The 21,797-nt window shown below is 50.1% G+C and carries 20 protein-coding genes and 1 tRNA gene; 17 read left to right on the top strand and 4 right to left on the bottom strand.

Going from position 1 to position 21,797, the window contains the following annotated elements; all coding sequences use genetic code 11:
* Positions 1-143: 143 nt before the first annotated feature.
* Complete coding sequence (locus tag QN215_RS08185) at positions 144-1,319, bottom strand: helix-turn-helix domain-containing protein (RefSeq protein WP_369343822.1); 1,176 nt, start codon at positions 1,317-1,319, stop codon at positions 144-146.
* Between the two features lie 198 nt (positions 1,320-1,517).
* Here QN215_RS08185 and QN215_RS08180 point away from each other — a divergent pair, with 198 nt between their 5' ends.
* The 4 genes from QN215_RS08180 (at position 1,518) to gabT (ending at position 6,832) form a co-directional block, all read left to right on the top strand.
* Positions 1,518-3,155, top strand: coding sequence for an amidohydrolase (locus QN215_RS08180; protein ID WP_369343821.1), 1,638 nt, complete (start codon positions 1,518-1,520; stop codon positions 3,153-3,155).
* 63 nt (positions 3,156-3,218) lie between these two features.
* Positions 3,219-4,565 (top strand): MFS transporter, encoded by a 1,347-nt coding sequence (locus QN215_RS08175; protein ID WP_369343820.1) that lies wholly within the window; start codon positions 3,219-3,221, stop codon positions 4,563-4,565.
* 73 nt (positions 4,566-4,638) lie between these two features.
* On the top strand, positions 4,639-5,415 hold the full coding sequence (locus tag QN215_RS08170; RefSeq protein WP_369343819.1) for a carbon-nitrogen hydrolase family protein: 777 nt from the start codon (positions 4,639-4,641) through the stop codon (positions 5,413-5,415).
* 58 nt (positions 5,416-5,473) lie between these two features.
* On the top strand, positions 5,474-6,832 hold the full coding sequence (gene gabT, locus QN215_RS08165; protein ID WP_369343818.1) for a 4-aminobutyrate--2-oxoglutarate transaminase: 1,359 nt from the start codon (positions 5,474-5,476) through the stop codon (positions 6,830-6,832).
* Positions 6,833-7,181: 349 nt separating this feature from the next.
* Here the strand turns inward: gabT and QN215_RS08160 are convergent, their stop codons facing one another.
* Positions 7,182-7,340: a UTRA domain-containing protein gene (locus QN215_RS08160; RefSeq protein WP_369345120.1), complete on the bottom strand. Its 159-nt coding sequence runs from the start codon at positions 7,338-7,340 to the stop codon at positions 7,182-7,184.
* 457 nt (positions 7,341-7,797) lie between these two features.
* Positions 7,798-7,874: transfer RNA gene (locus QN215_RS08155), tRNA-Met, on the bottom strand.
* A gap of 182 nt (positions 7,875-8,056) precedes the next feature.
* On the opposite strand from QN215_RS08155, the gene metA reads away from it, so the two are divergent.
* From metA to QN215_RS08090, 13 genes are all read left to right on the top strand, one after another.
* A complete protein-coding gene (metA, locus tag QN215_RS08150; protein ID WP_369343817.1) occupies positions 8,057-9,070 on the top strand; it encodes a homoserine O-succinyltransferase in 1,014 nt (337 codons plus the stop codon).
* 394 nt (positions 9,071-9,464) lie between these two features.
* Positions 9,465-10,271: a F0F1 ATP synthase subunit A gene (atpB, locus tag QN215_RS08145; protein WP_369343816.1), complete on the top strand. Its 807-nt coding sequence runs from the start codon at positions 9,465-9,467 to the stop codon at positions 10,269-10,271.
* A 60-nt stretch (positions 10,272-10,331) separates the two neighbouring features.
* Complete coding sequence (atpE, locus tag QN215_RS08140; RefSeq protein ID WP_369343815.1) at positions 10,332-10,562, top strand: ATP synthase F0 subunit C; 231 nt, start codon at positions 10,332-10,334, stop codon at positions 10,560-10,562.
* A gap of 62 nt (positions 10,563-10,624) precedes the next feature.
* Positions 10,625-11,158: a F0F1 ATP synthase subunit B gene (locus QN215_RS08135; protein WP_369343814.1), complete on the top strand. Its 534-nt coding sequence runs from the start codon at positions 10,625-10,627 to the stop codon at positions 11,156-11,158.
* 37 nt (positions 11,159-11,195) lie between these two features.
* Complete coding sequence (locus QN215_RS08130; RefSeq protein ID WP_369343813.1) at positions 11,196-12,023, top strand: F0F1 ATP synthase subunit delta; 828 nt, start codon at positions 11,196-11,198, stop codon at positions 12,021-12,023.
* A 61-nt stretch (positions 12,024-12,084) separates the two neighbouring features.
* On the top strand, positions 12,085-13,713 hold the full coding sequence (gene atpA / locus QN215_RS08125) for a F0F1 ATP synthase subunit alpha (protein WP_369343812.1): 1,629 nt from the start codon (positions 12,085-12,087) through the stop codon (positions 13,711-13,713).
* 3 nt (positions 13,714-13,716) lie between these two features.
* Positions 13,717-14,676, top strand: a complete 960-nt coding sequence (locus QN215_RS08120; RefSeq protein ID WP_369343811.1) for a F0F1 ATP synthase subunit gamma — start codon at positions 13,717-13,719, stop codon at positions 14,674-14,676.
* An 8-nt stretch (positions 14,677-14,684) separates the two neighbouring features.
* Complete coding sequence (gene atpD / locus QN215_RS08115) at positions 14,685-16,172, top strand: F0F1 ATP synthase subunit beta (protein WP_369343810.1); 1,488 nt, start codon at positions 14,685-14,687, stop codon at positions 16,170-16,172.
* A gap of 2 nt (positions 16,173-16,174) precedes the next feature.
* The gene (locus tag QN215_RS08110; protein ID WP_369343809.1) at positions 16,175-16,486 is read left to right on the top strand and encodes a F0F1 ATP synthase subunit epsilon; all 312 of its coding nucleotides are present in this window, start codon (positions 16,175-16,177) and stop codon (positions 16,484-16,486) included.
* A 428-nt stretch (positions 16,487-16,914) separates the two neighbouring features.
* Positions 16,915-17,439 carry a Fur family transcriptional regulator gene (locus tag QN215_RS08105; RefSeq protein ID WP_369343808.1) on the top strand — a complete coding sequence of 175 codons (525 nt, stop codon included), beginning with the start codon at positions 16,915-16,917 and terminating at the stop codon, positions 17,437-17,439.
* 149 nt (positions 17,440-17,588) lie between these two features.
* Positions 17,589-18,965, top strand: a complete 1,377-nt coding sequence (locus QN215_RS08100) for an FAD-dependent oxidoreductase (RefSeq protein ID WP_369343807.1) — start codon at positions 17,589-17,591, stop codon at positions 18,963-18,965.
* A 222-nt stretch (positions 18,966-19,187) separates the two neighbouring features.
* Positions 19,188-19,997: an endonuclease NucS gene (gene nucS / locus QN215_RS08095; RefSeq protein WP_369343806.1), complete on the top strand. Its 810-nt coding sequence runs from the start codon at positions 19,188-19,190 to the stop codon at positions 19,995-19,997.
* A 276-nt stretch (positions 19,998-20,273) separates the two neighbouring features.
* A complete protein-coding gene (locus QN215_RS08090) occupies positions 20,274-20,510 on the top strand; it encodes a glutaredoxin domain-containing protein (RefSeq protein WP_369343805.1) in 237 nt (78 codons plus the stop codon).
* A 175-nt stretch (positions 20,511-20,685) separates the two neighbouring features.
* On the opposite strand, the gene QN215_RS08085 is transcribed toward QN215_RS08090, so the two are convergent.
* Positions 20,686-21,666, bottom strand: coding sequence for an FKBP-type peptidyl-prolyl cis-trans isomerase (locus QN215_RS08085; RefSeq protein WP_369343804.1), 981 nt, complete (start codon positions 21,664-21,666; stop codon positions 20,686-20,688).
* Between the last annotated feature and the right edge of the window lie 131 nt (positions 21,667-21,797).

Raw genomic sequence — 21,797 nt, 5'->3', positions numbered from 1 at the left:
CATAAGTTTGTGGTCATATTCGTTTCAGTTCACTATTGATATTCTCCCCAAAGGAGGATGTCTGACCGATATCAGGATCAATATCAGCGACCGAAGTTGCATTCAACGAGATCAATGAGATCGCAAACATCCATCAAGTGAATTCACCATTTCCTGACATTGTGCAAATATTTTATGAGTAGCACAGCAAAGGCCAAATCAGTGGGATTTCTCAAGTCAAGATACGTCGCTTTTTCGAAGGCATTTATTCTCTTCATAACTGTATTTCTATGACAGAAACATGCTCTACTAGTCAATTGGACGCTACCAGTTTGTAGAAATGTGGCAATGGTTTTTTTCAACTCTTCCTGCTCTTTTGGGCTCATCTCATTCATATATTCGAGATAAGTTGTATATAAATCGAGAAGCTCAGGGAAAGTGGTAAATAGTACCGTTCCAGCATAAGGTGCCCAATTTGAGTTAACGTTTACTGGACTTGCAAGATTGCTCTGATTGATGGTGAGCATGTAATGTTTAAGGGTCCTTAATGCACGTGGAACTTGAATGAGATTCCTAACGTCAGGCATATAACCACACGGTATATTTGCGAGTGCTCTTAACGGGTGACCTTGTCCATCAGGAACGGTAGAGGGCCAAAATAAATTCCAAGTTTCAGCTTCATGCTGATAGAGCATTACGCGTTTCGAGTATGAACGTATCTCGCGTAGAGCCGTTGAAAAAGTTGGAACGCTATTCCCATAGCAAACGACATATGTCGAATAAATTGGGATGGAAAACGACTGAGAGACAATAAGCGCTTCATTTTCGGATACGTCAGTTGAATTAATGAAGTTTTCCAACTTCAGGGCACGCTCCGTGAATTGGGATCCCTCCATCCTAACCGACTCGTTATGATACTCGATCTGCGTTGCCTGCGAAAATCCATCGACAGCATTCCAAACAGATTCCACATGATTAGCTAGGAGGGCAGCATCGGAAGGTTTAACAAGTCGCATGAGCAGGCGCCATATAATCTTGAAATCCAAAGATATAGCCGTTGTTAAATCGGGAAGAGGAATACCTTGCTGAGCACGAAGAGACCCTAGCTTCTTGGCCAAAAAGATTCTTTGATCTATTCCGGATGGATTATCTATGATCTTTCGCAAGATTGCGTTGTATGCGTTAACTGCTGTTTCTCGCATATCACTCATGGAAACTTCCGAATTTGCATACCCTGGTATTTCTACCACATGGTTCATGAAGTCAGACACCAACTCATTTCGATGCTCATAGAGATTGAGCATCAATTCAAACCAACGATCATCATCACTGTTTGCCATTATTTCATATTATTCAACGCCAATCATTAAGTATTTTGCAAAAGTAAACTGCTTGTTTCAGCTGAACTTTTGTTGTGTGACTTTGTGCATCCGCATCTTAAAACGTGCGAATGTGGTTGCAGTAAACATCTTCTCAGCAGCTCATTCTTCTCTATCCTTTTCATCAAACAATCAAGTTAGATCGGAAAGGTACAGGTAATGAGGATAGATAAAATTTTCGAAAACTCCACTTTCATGACTCTTGATTCCGAACATCCTGTCGCCACGAAGGTAGGTGTGCTGAATGGAAAGATTGTTGGGTTAGATGATGAATTGGATGGTGTTGATGCACATGAACACGTCGATCTTAGAGGATCATATGTGTTCCCGGGCTTCAATGATGTGCATGTTCATGTTTCTTGGCTGGGAAGAACGTTATCAGAAATCGATTTGACGGACATTTCTGATGACATTGAAAATGTATATCAACGAATACGCGAGAAAAGCGCTTCGCAAGAAAAATCAGATGCAGAATGGATCCTCTGCTCCGGTTTCGATCATCACCGTTTTCACGGACAGTATCCATCCATTTCAGCGCTTGACAACGTCTCAGGGGGCAAACCTCTGTTTATGCGTCACACTTCCGGTCACTCGTCAATAGCAAATACTGAAGCTTTACGCCGAATTGGTGCTTTGGAACCAGATTTCGAAGACCCTGAGGGAGGGCATGTTGTGCGTGACGATGCGGGCAATCCGACAGGTCTTGTACAAGAAAATGCACAGAGTCTCTTACAGGATTTATTCAAACCGTACTCACTAACAACGATGAAAGCTGCTATAACCCGTGCTGGGAAACGACTCGCTGCCAATGGCATCACGAGCATTTGCGATGCAGGCATCGGTAGTGGGTGGATCGGTGATTCTCCTATCCAATTTCTTGCATATCAGGAACTGTATGATGCCAATGAACTGTTGGTTCGATCTCAGGTTATGCCGACTGTTTACAACTTGCATAAAGTTCAATCCCATGTTTCAGACGGATTTGGAATTGGCTTGGACTTGGGTATGAGAACAGGCCTAGGGAACTCATGGCTATCCCTAGGGCCAGTCAAACTTTTTGCCGATGGCTCCTTAAGCGGTGAAACCGCGGCTATGAGTGTTCCTTACAAAGGGCAGCCCAATAATCGGGGATCTCTCGAAAACGATGCCGATAGTTTACGTCAATGGATTCTGGGGGCTTTGAAATCAGGCTGGGGTGTCGCTACACACGCGATCGGAGATCGAGGAGTTGACATAGCGCTAAATGCCTATGAAGAGTCTGCCAATTTAGGGATACAACCCGCACTTCCTCTGCGAATAGAGCATGCCGGTGTAATGCGGCCAGATCAACTCGCGAAAATTGCACGGTTAAGGGTAGTCCCTACAACCCAATCGGTTTTTTATGACAACATGGGAGACGGGATAATTGGCTCATTATCTCCAGAAGTTATACCTTACACATATCGAGCAAAATCACTATTGGAGAACTCAATCCTCCTGCCTGGCAGCTCTGACGCCCCCTGCTCCAGTGACTCTGCGTTGCTCGGAATAGAAAAATTCGTCACTCGAACTACCGGCAGCGGTAAACCGTTTGGTCCCAGATCAGAGTGTTTGACGAGTTTAGAAGCATTGCAATGCTACACAACAGGCTCAGCAAAAGCTACGGGCTGCGGAAAGACTAAAGGAAAAATCGCGCGAGGATTTTATGCAGATTTTGCGTGTCTCGCAGACAATCTCTTAGCCGTGGAACCAAACCAAATTTCGAAAATCCCTGTCACTTTTACCGTGGTTGGTGGCAATACCACTTTCGCGGCATAAAGCATAAAACAGATGTTTCGATCGAACTGCATTTTTTATATATACAAAATAGAAGGAGGAACAATGGCAAATGCGACGAGTATCACAACGCAGCCAGCTGAAGTTGAAATCGGCGAAAGCGGTGTCAAGGTAGATGACACCGTGGCAAAGAAAGCCTCATTGGCTTCATTCGTAGGAACTGCCATGGAATGGTATGACTTTTATCTATTTTCTACTGCGTCAGCACTGGTTTTCGGCTCGCAATTCTTCACTGGTGAAAACGCTTGGGTTGCCCTGATGAGTTCTTTTGCAACTTTTGCTATTGGTTTTATTGCACGCCCAATCGGCGGTGTTTTCTTTGGAATATTAGGCGACAGAGTTGGACGCAAATCCGTTTTGCTTATCACAGTAATTGGAATCGGTGGAGTAACCGCCTTGATAGGGCTGTTGCCGACGGAGGCACAAATCGGAATCTGGGCTCCTACATTATTGGCAACACTACGATTCCTGCAGGGACTGGCCGTGGGAGGTGAGTGGTCCGGCGCTGTAACCTATGCCACCGAACACGCTCCAAAAAACCAACGCGCATGGTATGCGGTTTTACCGCAATTTGGGAGTCCGTTCGGAACCATTCTCTCATCAGGAGCATTCTATATGACTGCTGCTTTGTCAAGCAACGAGTTCTTTGAACAATGGGGTTGGCGCATACCGTTCCTCTTCGCCATCCCTCTGCTTATCATCGCCTTCTATATTAGAAAACATATGGAAGAGTCACCAGTTTTCCAGAAAATTGAGGACAACAAGGAAATTGAAAAAACCCCTCTTATCCAAGTCTTCAAACTGAGGTTCCCGCAAATACTCATTGGATTCTTCATTTCATTGGTGGGAATTGGAGGATTCTATATTGTAACGACATTCTTCCAAAGCTATGGAAAAACAACTCTCGGCATCAACACGGATGTCCTTCTCTTTGCCTCGATGATAGGGGCACTTGGTGAAGCTCTCGTACTCTGGATTGGTGGAAAACTAGGCACAAAATATGGACCAAGCAAAGTAGCTGTATATGGTGCACTTTCAGCTGCTATTTGCGCTTTCCCGATATTCCTAATGTTGAGTACGAAGAATACGGTATTGATCGTAATTGCCATGACATTGGGGTATATGACCTGCTCATTTTCGTATGCAGCCCAAGGCGCGATGCTCACAGCGCTGTTCCCAGCGAATCTTCGCCTGAGCGGAGTTTCATCCGCAACAAACATCGGTGCAATTTTCAGCGGCTTTATGCCACTCATCGCGACTGCACTTGTTGGTTCAGCAGGGGGTGCCTGGTGGCCTGCGGCTGTGCTGCTTATAGTCATTTCAGCCTTCACCATTTTTGGATCGATTCTTACTCCGCGGTTGAGTATCAGAGAAACAGGAATCAAATATTAGTCTCGGGTTCAACGCTCATTTGATCAAGAAATACATCGTTAATCGTTAAAATCGCACTATCAGAAAGAGCACAATGAAAAAAACAGTAGGAGTACTGGAAAATATTCCGGAATTGATCTATGGAACAGACGGTTGGACAAAGTTACAGCAGCAAATTGAACGGCAACCTGTAGATTTCCTCGTTTTGAACGAGCTACCGTTTGGTACATGGCTCGCTTCTTCACACACATTCGACAAGAGTCGTTGGGAAGAGAGCATATCGATCTCACAAGACGCGTTGAAACATCTGGATGAATTCAATGCAGAAAATATCGTAGGAAGTATGCCAATGGAAACCGCTGACGGAACACGTGTTAACGCTGGGTTTCTGTGGTCAAGAAAAGATGGTCTATCGATACACCATTATAAACAACATCTTCCGCATGGCCCAGGGTATTGGGAAACAACGTGGACATCTCCTGGCTCGGCAGGGTTCGAGTCATTCGAAGTGAGTGGGTTGAAGGTTGGGTTCATGATTTGTACCGATATTATGTTTCCCGAACATGCGCGCCAATATGGTCGTGAAAATGTCGACCTTATCGTCTGTCCTAGAGCAACGCCTCCACTAGATCAAGCAATGTTTCATGCTGCTTTGACAATGGCTGCAACTGTTTCGGGGAGCTATGTGGCATCATCGAACCGCGGCTACACAGATTCATTGGGCTTTAGCTATGAAGGTAATGGCAGGGTGATCAGCCCACGCGGCATCGACATTGCTGTAACGAATCCTGAAGATTCATATTTGGTTGTTGATATCGATACAGACTTCGTTAGAGCCAAACAAGCTCGGTACCCGATTGATGTTCATTGATCGAGTCATTTCATCAAACACAAGATTTCGAGACGCGCGATAAGGAGAAAAATACACGATGTCTGACCCCATTAAATTAAAGTCCACAATTCCACAGGTGGCGCGTCATTTAGTCACAGCAATTCCTGGACCTCAATCAATATCGTTACAACAGGAATATGATGAATTCGTTAGCATCGGAGTCGGCGAGTTAATGCCGTTTTTTGCCGCATCCGCATCTGGCGCAACAATCACGGATGTTGATGGCAATCGGTTCATCGATTTGGCCGCAGGCATAGCTGTAACCGGGGTGGGTAATGCTGCGCCGGAAGTTGTAGAGGCGGTACGTGACCAGGTTGGTAAGTTTACACATACAAATTTTGCCACCACTCCTTACCAAGGCTATGTTGCAGTATGTAAAAAACTCAGTGAGCATACGCCAGGTTCATTCGCCAAAAAGAGTGTTTTGTTGAATTCCGGTGCAGAAGCTGTGGAAAATGCGGTGAAAATAGCAAGGCGTTATACGGGACGTCCTGCCATTGTGGTGATGGAAAATTCATTTCATGGCCGTACAAATCTAACCATGGCAATGACCACAAAGGCTTCTCCATATAAGCAAGGCTTCGGACCGTTCGCATCCGATGTCTATTCAGTTCCCTATTCATACCCTTTGCGTGATGCTTATGGTGCAGATGGTGCTGCTGCTGCAAGTGCCACAATCGAGCAAATCGAATTGCTTGTAGGCCATGATCAAGTGGCAGCGATAGTTGCGGAACCTGTGCAGGGAGAGGGCGGTTTTATCGTGCCTGCGAATGGTTTTTTGAAGACACTCAATGAATGGGCTCACGAGCATCAGATACTCTATGTCTCCGATGAAATCCAGTCCGGATTCTGCCGTACAGGCCGCTGGTTTGCTTCAGAATATTCAGAATTAGAACCGGATCTGATCACTACTGCCAAAGCATTGGGAGGCGGTCTGCCTATAAGCGCGGTTACCGGAAAAGCCGAGATCATGGATAGTGTCCAGCCTGGCGGCATTGGCGGCACATATGGAGGTAATCCAGTTTCGTGCGCAGCATCACTGGCAGCGGTTAGCATCATGGAGCGCGGTAACCTAGCGATGCGTGCAGAACATATCGGTCACATCATCCAACAACATCTCAAGCCGCTCGAACATGATAATCCTTATGTGGCTGAAGTCCGTGGTTTAGGTGCTATGCAGGCAGTGGAGTTTGTGAAACCAGGTGGATTGGAACCCAATGCCGAATTGGTCAAGCGCATCAGTATCAAGGCGGTCCAATCTGGACTCATTATTCTCACCTGCGGGATTCATGCCAATGTCATAAGACTCTTGCCTCCACTGATAATCAGTGATGAAGAATTGGAAGAAGCTCTTAATGTCCTTACGGCGATCATTGTTGAAGAAACAAAGCAATAAAGAAGGCAAAAAGGTAGCTGCGCTACATTGAGTGCTACATTGAGATGGAAAATATCCGTTGTTTCCATCTCAATGGCATATATTGAATTTCTCTACGCAACCTCGAGACTAATCATGTGTTGTGTCAACCCTGAGCGGTTGTCTCTTTCTCCCTAGCTGCAGATAGACGCACATAACCGTGGGAATCAAGAATAACTCGCATTTTCGCGCCCAAGTAGCGATCATCTGCCTTCTCAAGAAACCTACCATCGCAGCCTCACGTAAGTCGGGATATATTCAATAAAGGTTCACCAATATTTACCGGCAGCAAATGTGCTTTTCCAACATCAGCATTGGAGATGGTTAACGTTTACGTAGACGAACATCTCTTCACTTTATACATGACCTTGTATATCGATTTAGTGAGATCTTGATGCTCGAGCTTTGGAAATAAATCCTGAGGAAATCTGCTATTTTCTAACATAAACGGCGACACATCAAGAAAGCGCAATCTTCTCACTCGATAAATGTGTGCCCCACAGGGAGAGCAAGCTGTCTACGCTCCAGCAAACCCGTTATTAAAAGTGAAGTACCTTGGACCTAATTACATGCCCTTGTAGACATGCTATTTCGAGAAGTGATTCAACCGTATTTAGCGAACGTTCAAATCTTCTATCAGATATCATTACTCCGTCATCCCCACCAATTAGGCGAAGAATCGCACCTTCCTTTTCAAGACAGTCCCCGCACAGGCAAGCCAGCGAACCAACGCCAGGCACCCAGACCGCGGTGCAACTGCCCGCTCCCGGCATCAACGCCTACGAACACGGATTCGGCATCAGAAAAGGCTGGGCAGGACACACCTGACACGCCGTATAAGACCCACGCTTTGCCTATTAACCCCTGATTTTGTCCTGTTTTGCAGCGGAGAGGTCAAAGACGGAAAATTAAAAAGGCTAGGAATCATCACCATCCCTAGCCTTAATTGGTAGCGGGGTCAGGATTTGAACCTGAGACCTCTGGGTTATGAGCCCAGCGAGCTACCGAACTGCTCCACCCCGCGACGGCTGCTTGACAGCAGCGTTCACCAAGTTTATTCATTAATTGGTTTTTGTCAAATGGGTGGGTTCTTCGGTGTCAGGGGCAACGAGTGTGAGATCGCGTCGGAACTGCTGCTGAAGGGCAACGCGCCACTGTTTCTTTCGCCACTTTCCACATCGAGTAAAGCTTGTAATAATAGGGGACATGCCAATAAATATTCCGAGTGGTCTTCCCGCAAGGGCGATTCTAGATTCAGAGCGCATATTCGCGCTTGAAAAACCAGAGGCCGAAGCACAGAACGTGCGTCCGCTGCGTCTTGTCATCTTGAATCTCATGCCCAAGAAGATTGAAACGGAAACGCAACTTTTACGGCTCATTTCCAAGTCCCCGCTTCAGGTCGATGTTGACTTTATGAAAACCTCCACCCATGAGGCGACCCACACCAGCCACGATCATCTGGTGAAGTTTTACGAGACTCTCGACGTGCTTGAGGACAACTGCTATGACGGGCTTGTCGTGACCGGCGCGCCTGTGGAACATCTTCCTTTCGAAGAGGTCGATTACTGGGACGAGTTCAAGACGATTCTCGACTGGGCGAGTTCGCATGTATTTTCAACGATGTACCTGTGCTGGGGAGCGATGGGCGCTCTGAACTATCGATATGGTATTCGCAAGCACGTTCTCGATCAGAAAGTTTTTGGAATCTTTCCACAATTTCTGCAGGACGAGTACTGCTTCATCACGAATGGCTTCGATGAAATGGCTCTCCAGCCCCATTCACGGCTCGCTTCGATGGACGAGGATGACATTGCCAAGAACCCAGACTTGCAAGTGCTCACCTGGGGACCTCAATCAGGGCCCGGCCTGCTTGCAACCAAGGATTTTTCTGAAGTCTTTGCGCTCGGGCATTGGGAATACGGCAAATACACGCTTAAAGAAGAGTACGAGCGCGACATGCAACGCGGCATGAGCAACGTGCCGTTCCCGCATAATTACTTCCCGCACGATGACCCGACCCTAGAACCTTTGTTCGCGTGGCGAGCCCATGCCAATCTGCTGTGGCGCAACTGGTTGAACTGGGTCTATCAGACCACACCATACGATGTGAGTGAAATACCGCAATTGCGTGCAGAGAAGCGACTTGGAACAGATCGCTCGATACGACATAGCCCCGAAAGTCCAAGAACTGACGGATATCGGCCGTTCATGACGCTGTAAGGCAAATTAATTTCGTCGTCGCATCTTTCTCTGAACTCGGTAAGAGCGAACTAGACTAGAGCGAATTTATCGAGAGTGCTCAACCCAGCGCCTCCCAAGCCGTTCCTCACACCAAGACTTCCACACCGTTGTTCGGCGTTTCCTGAGATTTCCAGAGGCGTGTCGAAAAGAACCGCCCGCGACGAGCCAAGGCACTGGTCAGAAAAGGACGCAAATCCATAAAAGTTCGTCAGATATTCCCCTGATGCATTGTTAGATTCGTCACAGTCAGGAGTATCGTGAGTGCGGATGGATGTGAAGCATTCCGATATTGATTGCAGAAACAAAAACGTCACATCGGTTTCAATAACTAGTGTTATATTGAATGCTGTTTGAGTTAATGAGGAGGCGCTTGATGGCGGGATTGGTAAGTGCACAGATGGTATTGGCATCAGGTCCAGACTTTCCAACAATTAATGATTTCCTTCCTCCTGAGATACTCTTCCAAGGCACACCGTTCGCACTGAACCGCATCATCCTGATTCGTCTGATCATGACGGTCGTCATCCTGCTGGTGCTTGGGATTACAGCCATGCGAGCCAAGCTCATTCCGGGCAGATGGCAGAGTGCCGTGGAATGGATACTGGGCTTCGTGCGCAACAACATCGTCTATGAGGTGATGGGTGAGCGACGCGGCAAGCGTTACGTTCCCATGATCACCACGATATTCATGACCATCTTCCTGTTCGATCTCTGCGAAGTGATTCCAGGAGCAAACATTGCAGCCACGGCAACGATTGCCATGCCTCTGGTGTTTGCATTCTGGACCTTCTTCCAATATTGGATCGCAGCAGCTCGCGAGCAGGGTCTTGGCAAGTATCTGCGTCATGAACTGATTCCCAAGGGTGTCCCGCTGCCAGTGCTGATTATCGTGCTGCCCATGCAGCTGCTTGATGTTTTGGTCGTTCGCCCCGTGTCACTCATGGTTCGACTCTTTGCCAACATGCTTGCCGGCTACTTCATTCTTGAGCTATGTCTGGCCGCCGCCCAGTATTTCCTGGTGGAAGTGACCAACAAGTTGATGATGCCTCTCGGAGGCTTCATGCTCATCGCCGCGCTTGTCATGACGCTGTTCGAATCTTTCGTCGCAGCGCTTCAGGCTTTCATCTTTGCAACCCTCAGCACGGTATACATCAACCTGAGTTACCCCGAGGAAGCATAACAACACTTTTTCTCCAATAAACCATGGCTTGACTCAAAGAGCCTATAGAAAGGAATAACAATGGATCTCATCACACTTGCAGAAGTGTCTGGCAACCTGAGCGCTATTGGCTACGGCCTTGCAGCTATCGGGCCTGGCATTGGCGTGGGTATCATATTCGGCAAGGCAATTGAGGCTACTGCTCGTCAACCAGAACTCGGTGGCCGTATTCAGACCTTGATGTGGATCGGTTTCGGACTTGTTGAGTTCCTTGCACTTTTGGGCATCGTCTGCGGCTTCCTGTTCCGCTGAACAACGCATTCGCTGATTTCCAGACAACAGGTCGTATGCATTAAGGAAAGGAGGATGATGTGATGACGCTAGCGCAAACAGGTGGACTTGAACTGTTTTTGCCAAAAACCTATGACATCATTTGGTCGTTTATCATTCTCGTAGTCATAGCTTTGTTCTTCTACAAGCTCATGCTTCCACGATTCCAGAAGATTTTCGATGAACGCGCAAGTAAGATTGAGGGCGGCATCAGCAAGGCGAAAGCCGCTCAGGAACAGGCTGACGCAGCGAAGAAGAAATTCGAGGATCAGCTGAGCACCGCACGAGTCGACGCTTCGAAGATTCGCGATGACGCACGTGCTGAAGCATCGCATATTATTGCCGACGCTCGCAGCCGTGCTGAAACTGAGGCTGCACAGATCACCGCCAATGCTCAGCGTTCCATAGAATCTCAGCAGCAGCAGGCTTTGGTAAGCCTCAAAAGCGAAGTCGGCGCTTTGGCGACTTCACTTGCTGGCAAGATTCTTGGGACCAAACTTCAGGACGATTCAGTTCAGTCTTCGATGCTTGATTCCATGATCGACGAACTCGGACAGGATAAGGACAAAGCAGCTTGAGCTGTGAATATCACCAGTATCGGGAAGGGGATGTGACATGCGCGGTGAGACTTCGCTGGCTTCCGACAAGGTAGCTCGGCAGAAATTCGCTTCACGGTTGCGTGAATCCGGCGTTCAATCAGGCGTGGTCGCGACTGAGCTCTTCGATTTTTCGAACATGCTTGACGACAATGCTGCGGTGGAACGTGCTCTGACTGATCCTTCACGACCAGCGGCGGACAAGATCGTGCTGACCGATACCCTGATCGGCAATACCGTTGACCCTCTGACCAAGGAGATTCTCGAAGATCTTGTTTCACGAAAGTGGAGCCGTGTCGATCACATTGCCAATGCTGTCGAGGATTTGGCAGTGGACGCAACTCTGTACTATGCGGATGTGAAGGGTGTAACGTCCACGGTCGCGATTGAGCTCGCCAAGATTCATTCGGCGTTCATCAACATCGCAGCTGTGCGCTCAAAGCTTTCGGATACCGCAATGTCAGCGGATGCCCGCGTTGCATTTCTCAAGGAGTTGTTGAGCAAGCAGCGTTTGAATCCTTTGACTTTGCAGTTGGCCGAACATGCCACACGGGATTTGCGCAATCGTCGTTTCCTTTCGACCTTGCAGTGGCTGATCGATGAGATTTCCCACCACATGGGCGAATCGGTGGTTACGGTTACCTCGGCCGTTCCGCTCCGCAAGGAACAGTTCAGCAAGATCATCGCGGCCTACTCTGCGAAATTGGGTCGACAGGTCCACATCAATTCCGTGGTCGACCCCAAGGTGCTTGGTGGCATGCGGATTCAATATGGCGCAGAGGTGCATGACAGCACGGTTGTAGCGCAACTGCAGCGTCTGAAACAGATGGTCTCGGTCCCCGCCTGATTGTCATCAGACTCAGACTTGGAACATACTTATCAACCAGAAAATAATGTAAGGAGTGATCATGGCAGAACTTACCATTGATCCCGCCACGATACGCAAGGCGCTCGATGATTTTGTCGAGTCGTACAAGCCGTCGGACAATCCCGCTCAGGAAGTCGGATATGTCAAGACGGCTGGCGATGGCATTGCGCACGTGGAGGGTCTGCCTGGTTGTATGGCCAACGAGCTGCTGACCTTTGAAAACGGCACGCTCGGCTTGGCATTCAACCTTGATGCTCGTGAAATCGGCGTGGTGATCCTCGGTGATTTCGCAGGTATCGAAGAAGGGCAGGAAGTTCGGCGTACCGGAGACGTGCTCTCCGTACCAGTTGGAGATGGATATCTCGGCCGTACGGTGGATCCCTTGGGCAAGCCGATTGACGGTCTTGGAGAAATCAAGAGTGAAGGTCGTCGTATTCTTGAGGCTCAGGCCCCTGATGTGATGCACCGCCACCCTGTTGATGAACCACTGTCAACCGGTATCAAGGCCATCGACGCCATGACCCCAATCGGCCGTGGTCAGCGTCAGCTCATCATCGGTGATCGTCAGACCGGCAAGACCGCTCTGGCAATCGACACCATCATCAACCAGAAAGCCAACTGGGAGAGCAACGATCCGAAGAAGCAGGTCCGCTGCATCTACGTAGCCATTGGTCAGAAGGGTTCGACCATCGCATCCGTGCGTTCTTCTCTTGAAGATGCCGGAGCCATGGCATACACGACCATCGTGGCGTCCCCAGCTTCTGATTCCGCAGGTTTCAAGTACATTGCACCGTATACCGGTTCCGCAATCGGTCAGCATTGGATGTACAACGGCAAGCATGTACTCATCGTCTTCGATGATTTGAGCAAGCAGGCTGAGGCATATCGTTCGATTTCCCTGCTGCTGCGTCGTCCGCCGGGGCGCGAAGCTTACCCAGGCGACGTGTTCTACTTGCATTCTCGTCTGCTGGAACGCTGCGCGAAGCTTTCCGATGGTCTCGGTGGCGGTTCGATGACTGGTCTGCCAATCATCGAGACCAAGGCGAACGATGTATCTGCATACATTCCAACGAACGTCATCTCCATCACCGATGGTCAGATCTTCTTGCAGTCCGATCTGTTCAACGCCAACCAGCGACCAGCTGTGGACGTCGGTATTTCCGTGTCCCGCGTGGGTGGTGCTGCACAGACCAAGGCTTTGAAGAAAGTCTCAGGAACGCTGAAGATTTCGTTGGCTCAGTACCGTTCGCTCGAATCCTTCGCCATGTTCGCTTCCGATTTGGATGCGGCATCCAAGGCTCAGCTGACTCGCGGCTCGCGTCTGACAGAATTGCTCAAGCAACCCCAGTTCTCGCCCTATTCGATGGAACAGGAAGTCGTTTCGGTGTGGGCTGGAACGCACGGCAAGCTCGATGACCTCGATTTGGCCGACGTACTGCCATTCGAGCACGGTCTGCTGGACTATCTGGCTCACAACACTGATATCCTCACGACGATTCGTGATACTGAGGACTTCACTTCCGACACGGAGGCTGCGTTGGATAAGGCCGTTGACGAATTCCGTCGTAACTTTGTCACCAAGGCAGGCAAGACGCTTGACGGCAAGAAGCAGGATGGTGCCAAGCCAGCCAATATTGAGCAGGAAAAGCTCGTTGCGGGGGCGAAGTAATCTATGGGATCGCAACTCGCATTCAAGTCAAGGATTGCTTCGACTGGTTCGTTGGAGAAGATTTTCAACGCCCAGGAGATGATTGCATCTTCGCATATTGCCAAGGCCCGCAAGGTCGCTTTGGAAGCGAAGCCGTACACTGATGCGATTTTCGATGCCGTTCAGGCACTTGCTGCCCATACCCATATCAAGCATCCGATAGTTGAGAAGCGAGATGACACGGAGCGAGTCGCCGTGCTCGCCCTCACGTCGGATCGTGGTATGGCCGGCGCGTTCACGTCATCAATCATTCGTGAGACCGAAACTCTGCTATCGAACCTTGATAGCCAAGGCAAGAAGCCTGAGTTGTTCGTATACGGTCGACGCGGTGTGACCTATTACAAGTATCGCAATCGTGAGATTGCCGATACCTGGGAAGGTGACAGCGACCAGCCTGGTGTGGAGATTGCTGAGAAGATTTCGGCTGAATTGATGAAGGCTTACATGGCACCTGCCGATAAGGGTGGTGTGAGTGAGCTGTACGTCGTATTCACCGAATTCGTCAACATGGTGGTCCAGAGGGTTCGCGTCTTAAGGATGCTTCCGGTCGAGCTCATAGCAGCTTCGGACAGTGCCAATGACGAGGATGTGCTCTCTGACGAGCATGGTGACCTGCAGAAGAACGAAAGTAAGTCCGAAGCATCCAGTGCCTCGCCTCTCTACTCGTTCGAGCCAAGTGTGGATGAAGTTCTGGATGCAATTCTTCCCAAGTACATTCAGTCTCGAATCCACGAATGCTTGCTCACGTCTGCAGCTTCTGAGACGGCAAGTCGTCAGAATGCCATGCATACGGCAACGGATAATGCGCGCAATCTCATCGACGATCTGACACGGCAGCTTAACCAGTCTCGACAGGCTGCGATTACGCAGGAACTTAGTGAAATAATTGGCAGCGCTGATGCGCTGAACAAAGAGGAAGAGTAGGAACGCCAATGGTTACGGAGCAAAATACTCAAACCAGAACGGCTCCCGACGATACGGATTCCGTGTCGCAGGGTCGCGTGACTCGCGTCCAAGGCTCGGTTATCGACATCGAATTTCCGGTAAATCATCTGCCGGATATCTACAACGCCTTAACCGTAGAGATTGCCTCGACGGGAGACACCGAGGGCGAAAGCGTTCATGGGATCACGCTGGAAGTCGAGCAGCATCTCGGGGACTCCATCGTTCGCGCAGTGGCTCTTAAGCCGACTGACGGCATCGTGCGCGGCGCGAAAGTCACCGATACAGGCGGCCCGATTGAGGTGCCAGTCGGTGACGTGACCAAGGGCCATGTCTTCGACGTGGTCGGTCATATCTTGAACAAATCCGACGACGAGACGATTTCAGTCAAGGAACGCTGGCCAATCCACCGCGATCCACCGCCATTCGATCAGCTCGAGCCAAAAACCGAGATGTTCGAGACGGGCATCAAGGTCATCGATCTGCTTACGCCGTATGTGCAGGGTGGAAAGATCGGTCTGTTCGGCGGTGCAGGTGTCGGCAAGACCGTGCTGATTCAGGAAATGATTCAGCGTGTGGCTCAGAACCACGGCGGTGTTTCGGTATTTGCCGGTGTCGGAGAGCGTACCCGTGAGGGTAACGATCTGATCGGTGAAATGGCTGAGGCAGGCGTGCTTGAAAAGACTGCGTTGGTCTTCGGACAGATGGATGAGCCCCCGGGGACTCGACTTCGTGTTCCGCTCACCGCTTTGACGATGGCAGAATACTTCCGTGACGTTCAGAATCAGGATGTGCTGCTCTTCATCGACAACATCTTCCGATTCACCCAGGCAGGCATGGAGGTTTCCACCTTGCTTGGTCGTATGCCTTCCGCAGTCGGCTATCAGCCAAACCTGGCTGATGAGATGGGTGCTCTTCAGGAGCGCATCACCTCGACTCGTGGTCACTCAATCACTTCGCTTCAGGCCATTTATGTGCCAGCGGATGATTACACTGATCCAGCCCCTGCAACGACATTCGCCCATTTGGATGCAACGACCGAGCTTTCTCGTGACATTGCTTCCAAGGGTATTTATCCAGCAGTCGATCCACTCGGTTCCAGCTCTCGTATTCTGGATCCTCGCTATGTTGGTCAGTCGCATTATGATTGCGCCAACCGTGTGAAGGCCATCTTGCAGAGAAACAAGGAACTTCAGGACATCATCGCCCTGATCGGTATCGATGAACTCTCTGAGGAAGACAAGACCACAGTCAACCGCGCTCGTCGCATTGAGCAGTACCTTGGTCAGAACTTCTATGTTGCAGAAAAATTCACCGGACGTCCAGGCTCATACGTGCCAGCGGATGAAACCATCGAAGCATTCACCAGAATCTGCGATGGCGTCTACGATGATGTGCCAGTTCAGGCGTTCACCGGTGTCGGTGGCATCGATGACCTGGAGAAGAAGTGGCATGACATGGAAAAGGGCAATAACTGATTATGGCTGGCGTTGAAAAACCAACGATGGCAGTCAACATTGTTGCTGCCGACCGCCCGGTATGGTCTGGGAAGGCACGTTCCGTCACCATACCGGCCTCCGAGGGAGGCATGGGCATCCTGCCAAACCACGAACCTGTGCTCACCGTCATCAAAAGCGGCACGGTCACTGTTGTGGATCCGGAAGGGACTCGTCAAGCCTTCAAGGTTGACGATGGTTTCATCGCTTTTGACTCCAACAAGCTCACCGTCGCGGTAGATCGGGGATCTGTCGTTACGCAAGGTGCCGAGGATTCGGACGTGCTTGCCGGTTAACGCACCAGCAAATGCACCGCTAAGTCAACACTGATAAATCAACACTGATAAGTCAACACCGATAAGTCAATCAGTGTTTCAAAACGTGGGTGGCCATGAACGAAAGTTCATGGCCACCCACGTTTTTCTTGTCGAAGCCATGGGTCGAGCATGGTCTGCCCACGCGCGATGCTTAAACAGCTAACTTTTTGGACTCGAATTTCGAGTTTTGCGGCAATTTCACAGTACACAAGCACTTTTCGCTCATATTCGGACCCAATAGTGCCGATATTGCGCTCTGATACTTCAAAAAGGCAACAAAACTCGGAACTTCATATTTTTTCTATGCTCAAACGCTCCCATGTGAGCGATGCAATGCCATAGCAAGCAAGAAATCACGACATATTCATTAATTTGAGTAATTCAAAACAATGATATAGTCTGTTCTTGTGAGCAACATTGAGGAAAATCGCACCGCACAGAAGCATAAGCTTCACAAGATTGCGACGGATTGGCGCAGCACCTTGCGCAATGCGCATATCCGGGTTACTTCACAGCGTCTTGCAGTGCTGTCGACTTTGGAAGCGTATCCGCATAGCTCAGCCGGTGAGATTATCGGCTATGTCAATGCTGGAGAGCGTGAAAACCTCACCACGCAGGGCACATACGTCATACTGCAACAGTTGGAGCAGCATGGTCTCGTCAGACGCGTGAGCTTGCCCGACTCGGCAAGCGTTCGTTGGGAAACCCGGGTCGCGGATAATCACCATCATGTGCAATGCGTGGTATGCGGACGCGTCGAGGATGTCGACTGCGTGGTTGGCCATGCTCCTTGCCTCACGCCTGCCGATACCCATGATATGGAGATTTTCGAAGCCCAGATTGTATTCCGCGGACTGTGCAAGGAATGCAAGGCAAAAATTGAGAGTGGAGCCATCCGCAAGGAGGATCTGCCCTATCTCGTAGCTCAATGAAACGCTTAGGACCACAAGATATCAGCATTTCTCGTGATGTCTTGCAGGTCTGGGAACGATAACGCATCGGCACAAGAAACGTAAAGACTTGTCCACACAAAAGGTTGAACAAGATTGAGCCCGAAAGGGTTGGAAAGGTTGGGTTGCAAATGAGTGCAGCTAAGAAAGTCATAGTGGTAGGATCATCTCACGGCGGGTATGAGGCAGTGCAGCAGTTGCTGATGGATGCCCCAGATACCAATATCCAGTGGTATGAGAAGGGCGACTTCCTATCCTTCCTCTCTTGCGGCATGCAGCTGTATTTGGAGGGTGTCGTCAAGGATGTCAATTCCGTTCGCTACGCGACTCCAGAGGGAGAAACCGCAAAGGGCGCGCATGTCTTCACTCAGCAGGAAGTGACATCGGTTGACGCTGCAGGACATAAGGTCCATGTCAAGGATCTCAAGTCGGGAGAAGAGCGAGACGAGTCTTATGACAAGCTCATTCTGAGTCCAGGTGCGGTTCCAGCCGCTCTGCCCGTTGAAGGCAAGGATCTGCAGAACGTCTATGCAATGCGTGGACGCGACTGGGCAATAAAGCTCAAGGCTGCAACCGTAGATCCTGACATCAGGAACGTCGTGGTCATCGGTGCCGGCTACATCGGTGTCGAAGCTGCCGAAGTCTTTGCCAAGGCTGGCAAGAAAGTGACGCTTATCGACATTCTGCCGCGCATGCTGCAGCTGTATCTCGATTCCGAATTCACCGAAACCCTGGAAGATGTGGTCAGCAAGCACGGCATTACGCCTGCCATGGGCCAGACTGTCCAAAGCTTTGTTGGCAAGGACGGCAAGGTCGCTCAGGTGAAGACCGACAAGGGCAGCTATGACGCCGATCTCGTCATCGAAACCGCTGGCATCAGAGCGAACACCGCTTGGCTGAAGGATACGGTCGATGTCGATGACCACGGTCTTATCGAGATTGACGAGCATCAGGCAACCAGCGCTCCAGACATCTTCGCCGTTGGTGATGCGACCCAGATCAAGTTTGCGCCAACCGGAGGCGAGGCTCGCATCGCGCTGGCAACCAACGCACGTCGTCAGGGCCGTATCGCAGCACGGAACGCTCTTGGAGAAAACGTTGCCATTACGCCAGTCTCTGGCTCTTCTGCGTTGTCTGTGTTCGAATACAAGTTCGCATCCACAGGCATGAAGGAAGGCACTTCAGAGAAGTATGGTGTCAAGACCGCATCGGTGTTCGTCGAAGATACATTCCGTCCACCGTTCGTCCCTGACGATGCCGGAAATGCCCCCGTGCGTTTCAAGCTCACCTATGATCCTGCCAATGGAAGGGTTATGGGAGCTCAGATCATGAGCACCGAGAACGCCACCGCCAACATCAATGCGATTGCTCTCGCCGTGCAGCTGCATGCCACGGTTGAAGACCTTGCGTATGCCGACTTCTTCTTCCAGCCCGGATTTGACCGTCCTTGGAACATCATGAATGTTGCAGCTCAGAAGGCTGTCGCTGCCATGAAGGCTGAGAAGTAGCAGTCATATTCCGGTGTTGATCGGCAACTGCTGAGTGTGCTGACTGAAGCCGGATAACAGACGTGTCTCGAGTGATTGGTTGACGCCCATGCCATATATATGGCATGGGCGCATTTATATGGCAGAGCGTGGGCAGCGGTGCGGTGGATACGCAGTGCGAGGACAGTGTGATCACTGAGCATAGTGACCGGGTGTTGCACCTATGCACTATGGTGAATGGTTATGCGCATTATCGTTGCTGACTGTTCCGCTCGCTATGCCGGACGCTTGAATGCTTCACTCGATCGGGCCAAGCGAGTCCTGCTCATCAAGGCAGATTCCAGCTGTCTGATATTCTCCGAGCTTGGTTCCTACAAGCCCTTGAATTGGATGACAGCTCCATGCACGCTGCATGAGTCGGTGCCCCAAGACTGCGATATCACTCAGAAAGTCGATGCTGACATAGCTGGCAAGGCGGGCATAGCTGGCAAAACAGGTAAGGCGAACAAGGCAGACATAGCGAGCGTTGCTGAAGACGACGAAGCATTGAGCGACGCTTGCATTCCAGAAAAAGTTATCAGGGTCTGCGCCGACAAGTCTGACGATGTGCTCACCATCGATCTATGGCATATCTATAGCGACCAGACGCATGAGCTAGGCATCGATCCCGGCCTGGTCAAAGACGGTGTGGAGGATCATCTCCAGCATTATCTTGCGGAGCAGATTGACCGGATTGGCAAGGGCGCTCGCTTGGTGAGGCGGGAGTACCCTACGGCTATTGGTCCGGTTGACATCATGGCAATCGATGCCGAGGGCAACCATGTGGCCATAGAAATCAAAAGGCATGGTGGAATCGATGGAGTCGAGCAGCTGACGAGATACTGCACCTTGCTGAACCGAGATCCATTGCTGGCTCCGGTGCGCGGAATCTTCGCGGCACAAACCATTACGCCACAAGCTAAGGTTCTGGCAGAAGATCGCGGCTTTCATTGCCTTATCCTCGACTACGAATCGATGAAGCACACAGAAAGCGATACGCTCACCCTGTTCTGAACCGCTTCCGAGAGCCAATTCTCAAGGCATTCACCGAAATTTCAACTATGCAAGAAAGTGCAAAACCCCTATATGTAGTGACAAAACCTACGACACGCCACTATGGATAGTGCTTTGCTTTCACACGACATGCGTGTAGTCTTCAGTATCACCGAATAAATTACACGGATGAAATTTGTGGCTGACTTTGCTCCACTTCATGTTGAGGTTCTTGAGTTGCCATGTTGTTCGTTCGTGGAATAACGATGAACATGAATGGTGAATTTAGGGGAGAACATGTCAATCACAGTCTATGCAAAGCCTCATTGCCCACAATGCAACGCCACCAAGCGTCAGCTGGACAAAATGGGAGCGGATTATTCCGTGATTGACCTTACCCAGAGCCCAGAGGACCTTGCTCGCTTCGTATCTCAAGGTTTCCAGCAGGCACCGATCGTCGTCGCGGGCGAGGACACCTGGAGCGGATACCGTCCAGACCTGCTCAGCAAGGTTTCGCAGCTCGTCAACGCATGAGTAACAACGTTGAGTATGTCAATCATCTTTTAACCATGTGATTGACGTGGTGGTTGATTGACATAAGAATTGATCTACATAAGAATTGATCCCGCACGTGATATCACGTGCGGGATCATCTGTTATCTCATGATTTGCAGCTTCCATGGGATATGGATTATGCCAAAACAACGCATCAGTATGCAGCGAGAATATCCACCACGAAGATAAGCGTTGAATTTGCAGGGATGCTGTTTTGAGCCGTTGAGCCATAGCCTTCGTCCGGTGGAACAATCAGCAGCACCTGTGAGCCGACTGTCTGCCCGGCAAGACCCTTCTTCCAGCCTGAGATGACCTGGCTGAGGCTGAAGTCGCTTGCCGACCCGCGATCCCATGAAGAGTCGAACTGCTTGGCATCGCTCGCCAGCCAACCGGTGTAGTTTGCGCTGACTGTATTGGTATCCTTGACGGTTGCACCCTTGCCCTTGATCAAAGTCTGCACCACAAGTGTCTTGCCTGGTGTGTAGCCGTTCAAATCAATGGAAGGCTTGCCATTGGAAGCGAGTGTGACCTTGGGAAGATTCGAGGGGATGTCCGTAACCTTGTCACCCTCTGCACGTGTCAACGCCTTGGAAAGCGACACGAAGGTGAGTGCCATGACATATGAACCCGACGATGAAGTCGTTTGCGACGTGTCGGTCGATGCAATCGCGATCGTCGTGTTGAGCTTTTGGCCTTCGAACAGCTTGTATCTGGCAGCTCCCAGCGACTTGGAGTTCACGACCACATCGCATTGCGGTGTATTCGCTTCCCATGTGGACTGAACTTCCTTGCCGGTTTCAGCGCTGAGTGCGATGCCTTGATAGCAGACGCGATCGCCGTCCTTTATCGTGGCACCGTCGCCCTCCTGAAGAATTGCAGAAGCGCCATCGCTTGCCTTGAGTGGCGTCTTGAACGAAATAGTAGGCTTCTTGCCCAGTGCGCCCTTCGCGGTCACGCCAGTAAGCTTTGCCGTGGAATCGCGACCAGTTGCCGAGCTTGATGTCGTTGGAGATGAACTGGAGCTTGAAGCGGAGCTGGAGCCGTTGCCGCAGGCAGCCAGCGATACGGCGAGAGTGAGCGAGCAAACCGTTGCAAAGAGTTTGATCAGAGGAGTAATCTTAATATGTTGATGCATACAGGCCACTCTAACGGTCGACATTGATTTTTCCTCGCGAAGCCCGGATAGTGAAGCCCGTTGATGGTGGAGCGTGTTGATAGCGACGATCTTCATTGATTATTGATTGATTGCCGCCATATGATGCTGAT

It is taken from the genome of Bifidobacterium sp. WK041_4_12 (genome assembly GCF_041080795.1).
In the GTDB taxonomy this organism is placed as follows: domain Bacteria; phylum Actinomycetota; class Actinomycetes; order Actinomycetales; family Bifidobacteriaceae; genus Bombiscardovia; species Bombiscardovia aquikefiricola.
Note: the sequence above shows the minus strand (reverse complement) of the source record. Positions and strands in the feature narration are given on the sequence as shown.

Coding starts and splice junctions, on each gene's coding strand:
- QN215_RS08130 (WP_369343813.1), top strand. CDS start 11,196: ATGCGCGGTGAGACTTCGCTGGCTTCCGACAAGGTAGCTCGGCAGAAA.
- nucS (WP_369343806.1), top strand. CDS start 19,188: ATGCGCATTATCGTTGCTGACTGTTCCGCTCGCTATGCCGGACGCTTG.
- QN215_RS08090 (WP_369343805.1), top strand. CDS start 20,274: ATGTCAATCACAGTCTATGCAAAGCCTCATTGCCCACAATGCAACGCC.
- atpE (WP_369343815.1), top strand. CDS start 10,332: ATGGATCTCATCACACTTGCAGAAGTGTCTGGCAACCTGAGCGCTATT.
- QN215_RS08085 (WP_369343804.1), bottom strand. CDS start 21,666: ATGCATCAACATATTAAGATTACTCCTCTGATCAAACTCTTTGCAACG.
- QN215_RS08170 (WP_369343819.1), top strand. CDS start 4,639: ATGAAAAAAACAGTAGGAGTACTGGAAAATATTCCGGAATTGATCTAT.
- metA (WP_369343817.1), top strand. CDS start 8,057: ATGCCAATAAATATTCCGAGTGGTCTTCCCGCAAGGGCGATTCTAGAT.
- QN215_RS08110 (WP_369343809.1), top strand. CDS start 16,175: ATGGCTGGCGTTGAAAAACCAACGATGGCAGTCAACATTGTTGCTGCC.
- gabT (WP_369343818.1), top strand. CDS start 5,474: ATGTCTGACCCCATTAAATTAAAGTCCACAATTCCACAGGTGGCGCGT.
- QN215_RS08175 (WP_369343820.1), top strand. CDS start 3,219: ATGGCAAATGCGACGAGTATCACAACGCAGCCAGCTGAAGTTGAAATC.
- QN215_RS08185 (WP_369343822.1), bottom strand. CDS start 1,319: ATGGCAAACAGTGATGATGATCGTTGGTTTGAATTGATGCTCAATCTC.
- QN215_RS08120 (WP_369343811.1), top strand. CDS start 13,717: ATGGGATCGCAACTCGCATTCAAGTCAAGGATTGCTTCGACTGGTTCG.
- QN215_RS08180 (WP_369343821.1), top strand. CDS start 1,518: ATGAGGATAGATAAAATTTTCGAAAACTCCACTTTCATGACTCTTGAT.
- QN215_RS08100 (WP_369343807.1), top strand. CDS start 17,589: ATGAGTGCAGCTAAGAAAGTCATAGTGGTAGGATCATCTCACGGCGGG.
- QN215_RS08135 (WP_369343814.1), top strand. CDS start 10,625: ATGACGCTAGCGCAAACAGGTGGACTTGAACTGTTTTTGCCAAAAACC.
- atpA (WP_369343812.1), top strand. CDS start 12,085: ATGGCAGAACTTACCATTGATCCCGCCACGATACGCAAGGCGCTCGAT.
- atpB (WP_369343816.1), top strand. CDS start 9,465: ATGGCGGGATTGGTAAGTGCACAGATGGTATTGGCATCAGGTCCAGAC.
- atpD (WP_369343810.1), top strand. CDS start 14,685: ATGGTTACGGAGCAAAATACTCAAACCAGAACGGCTCCCGACGATACG.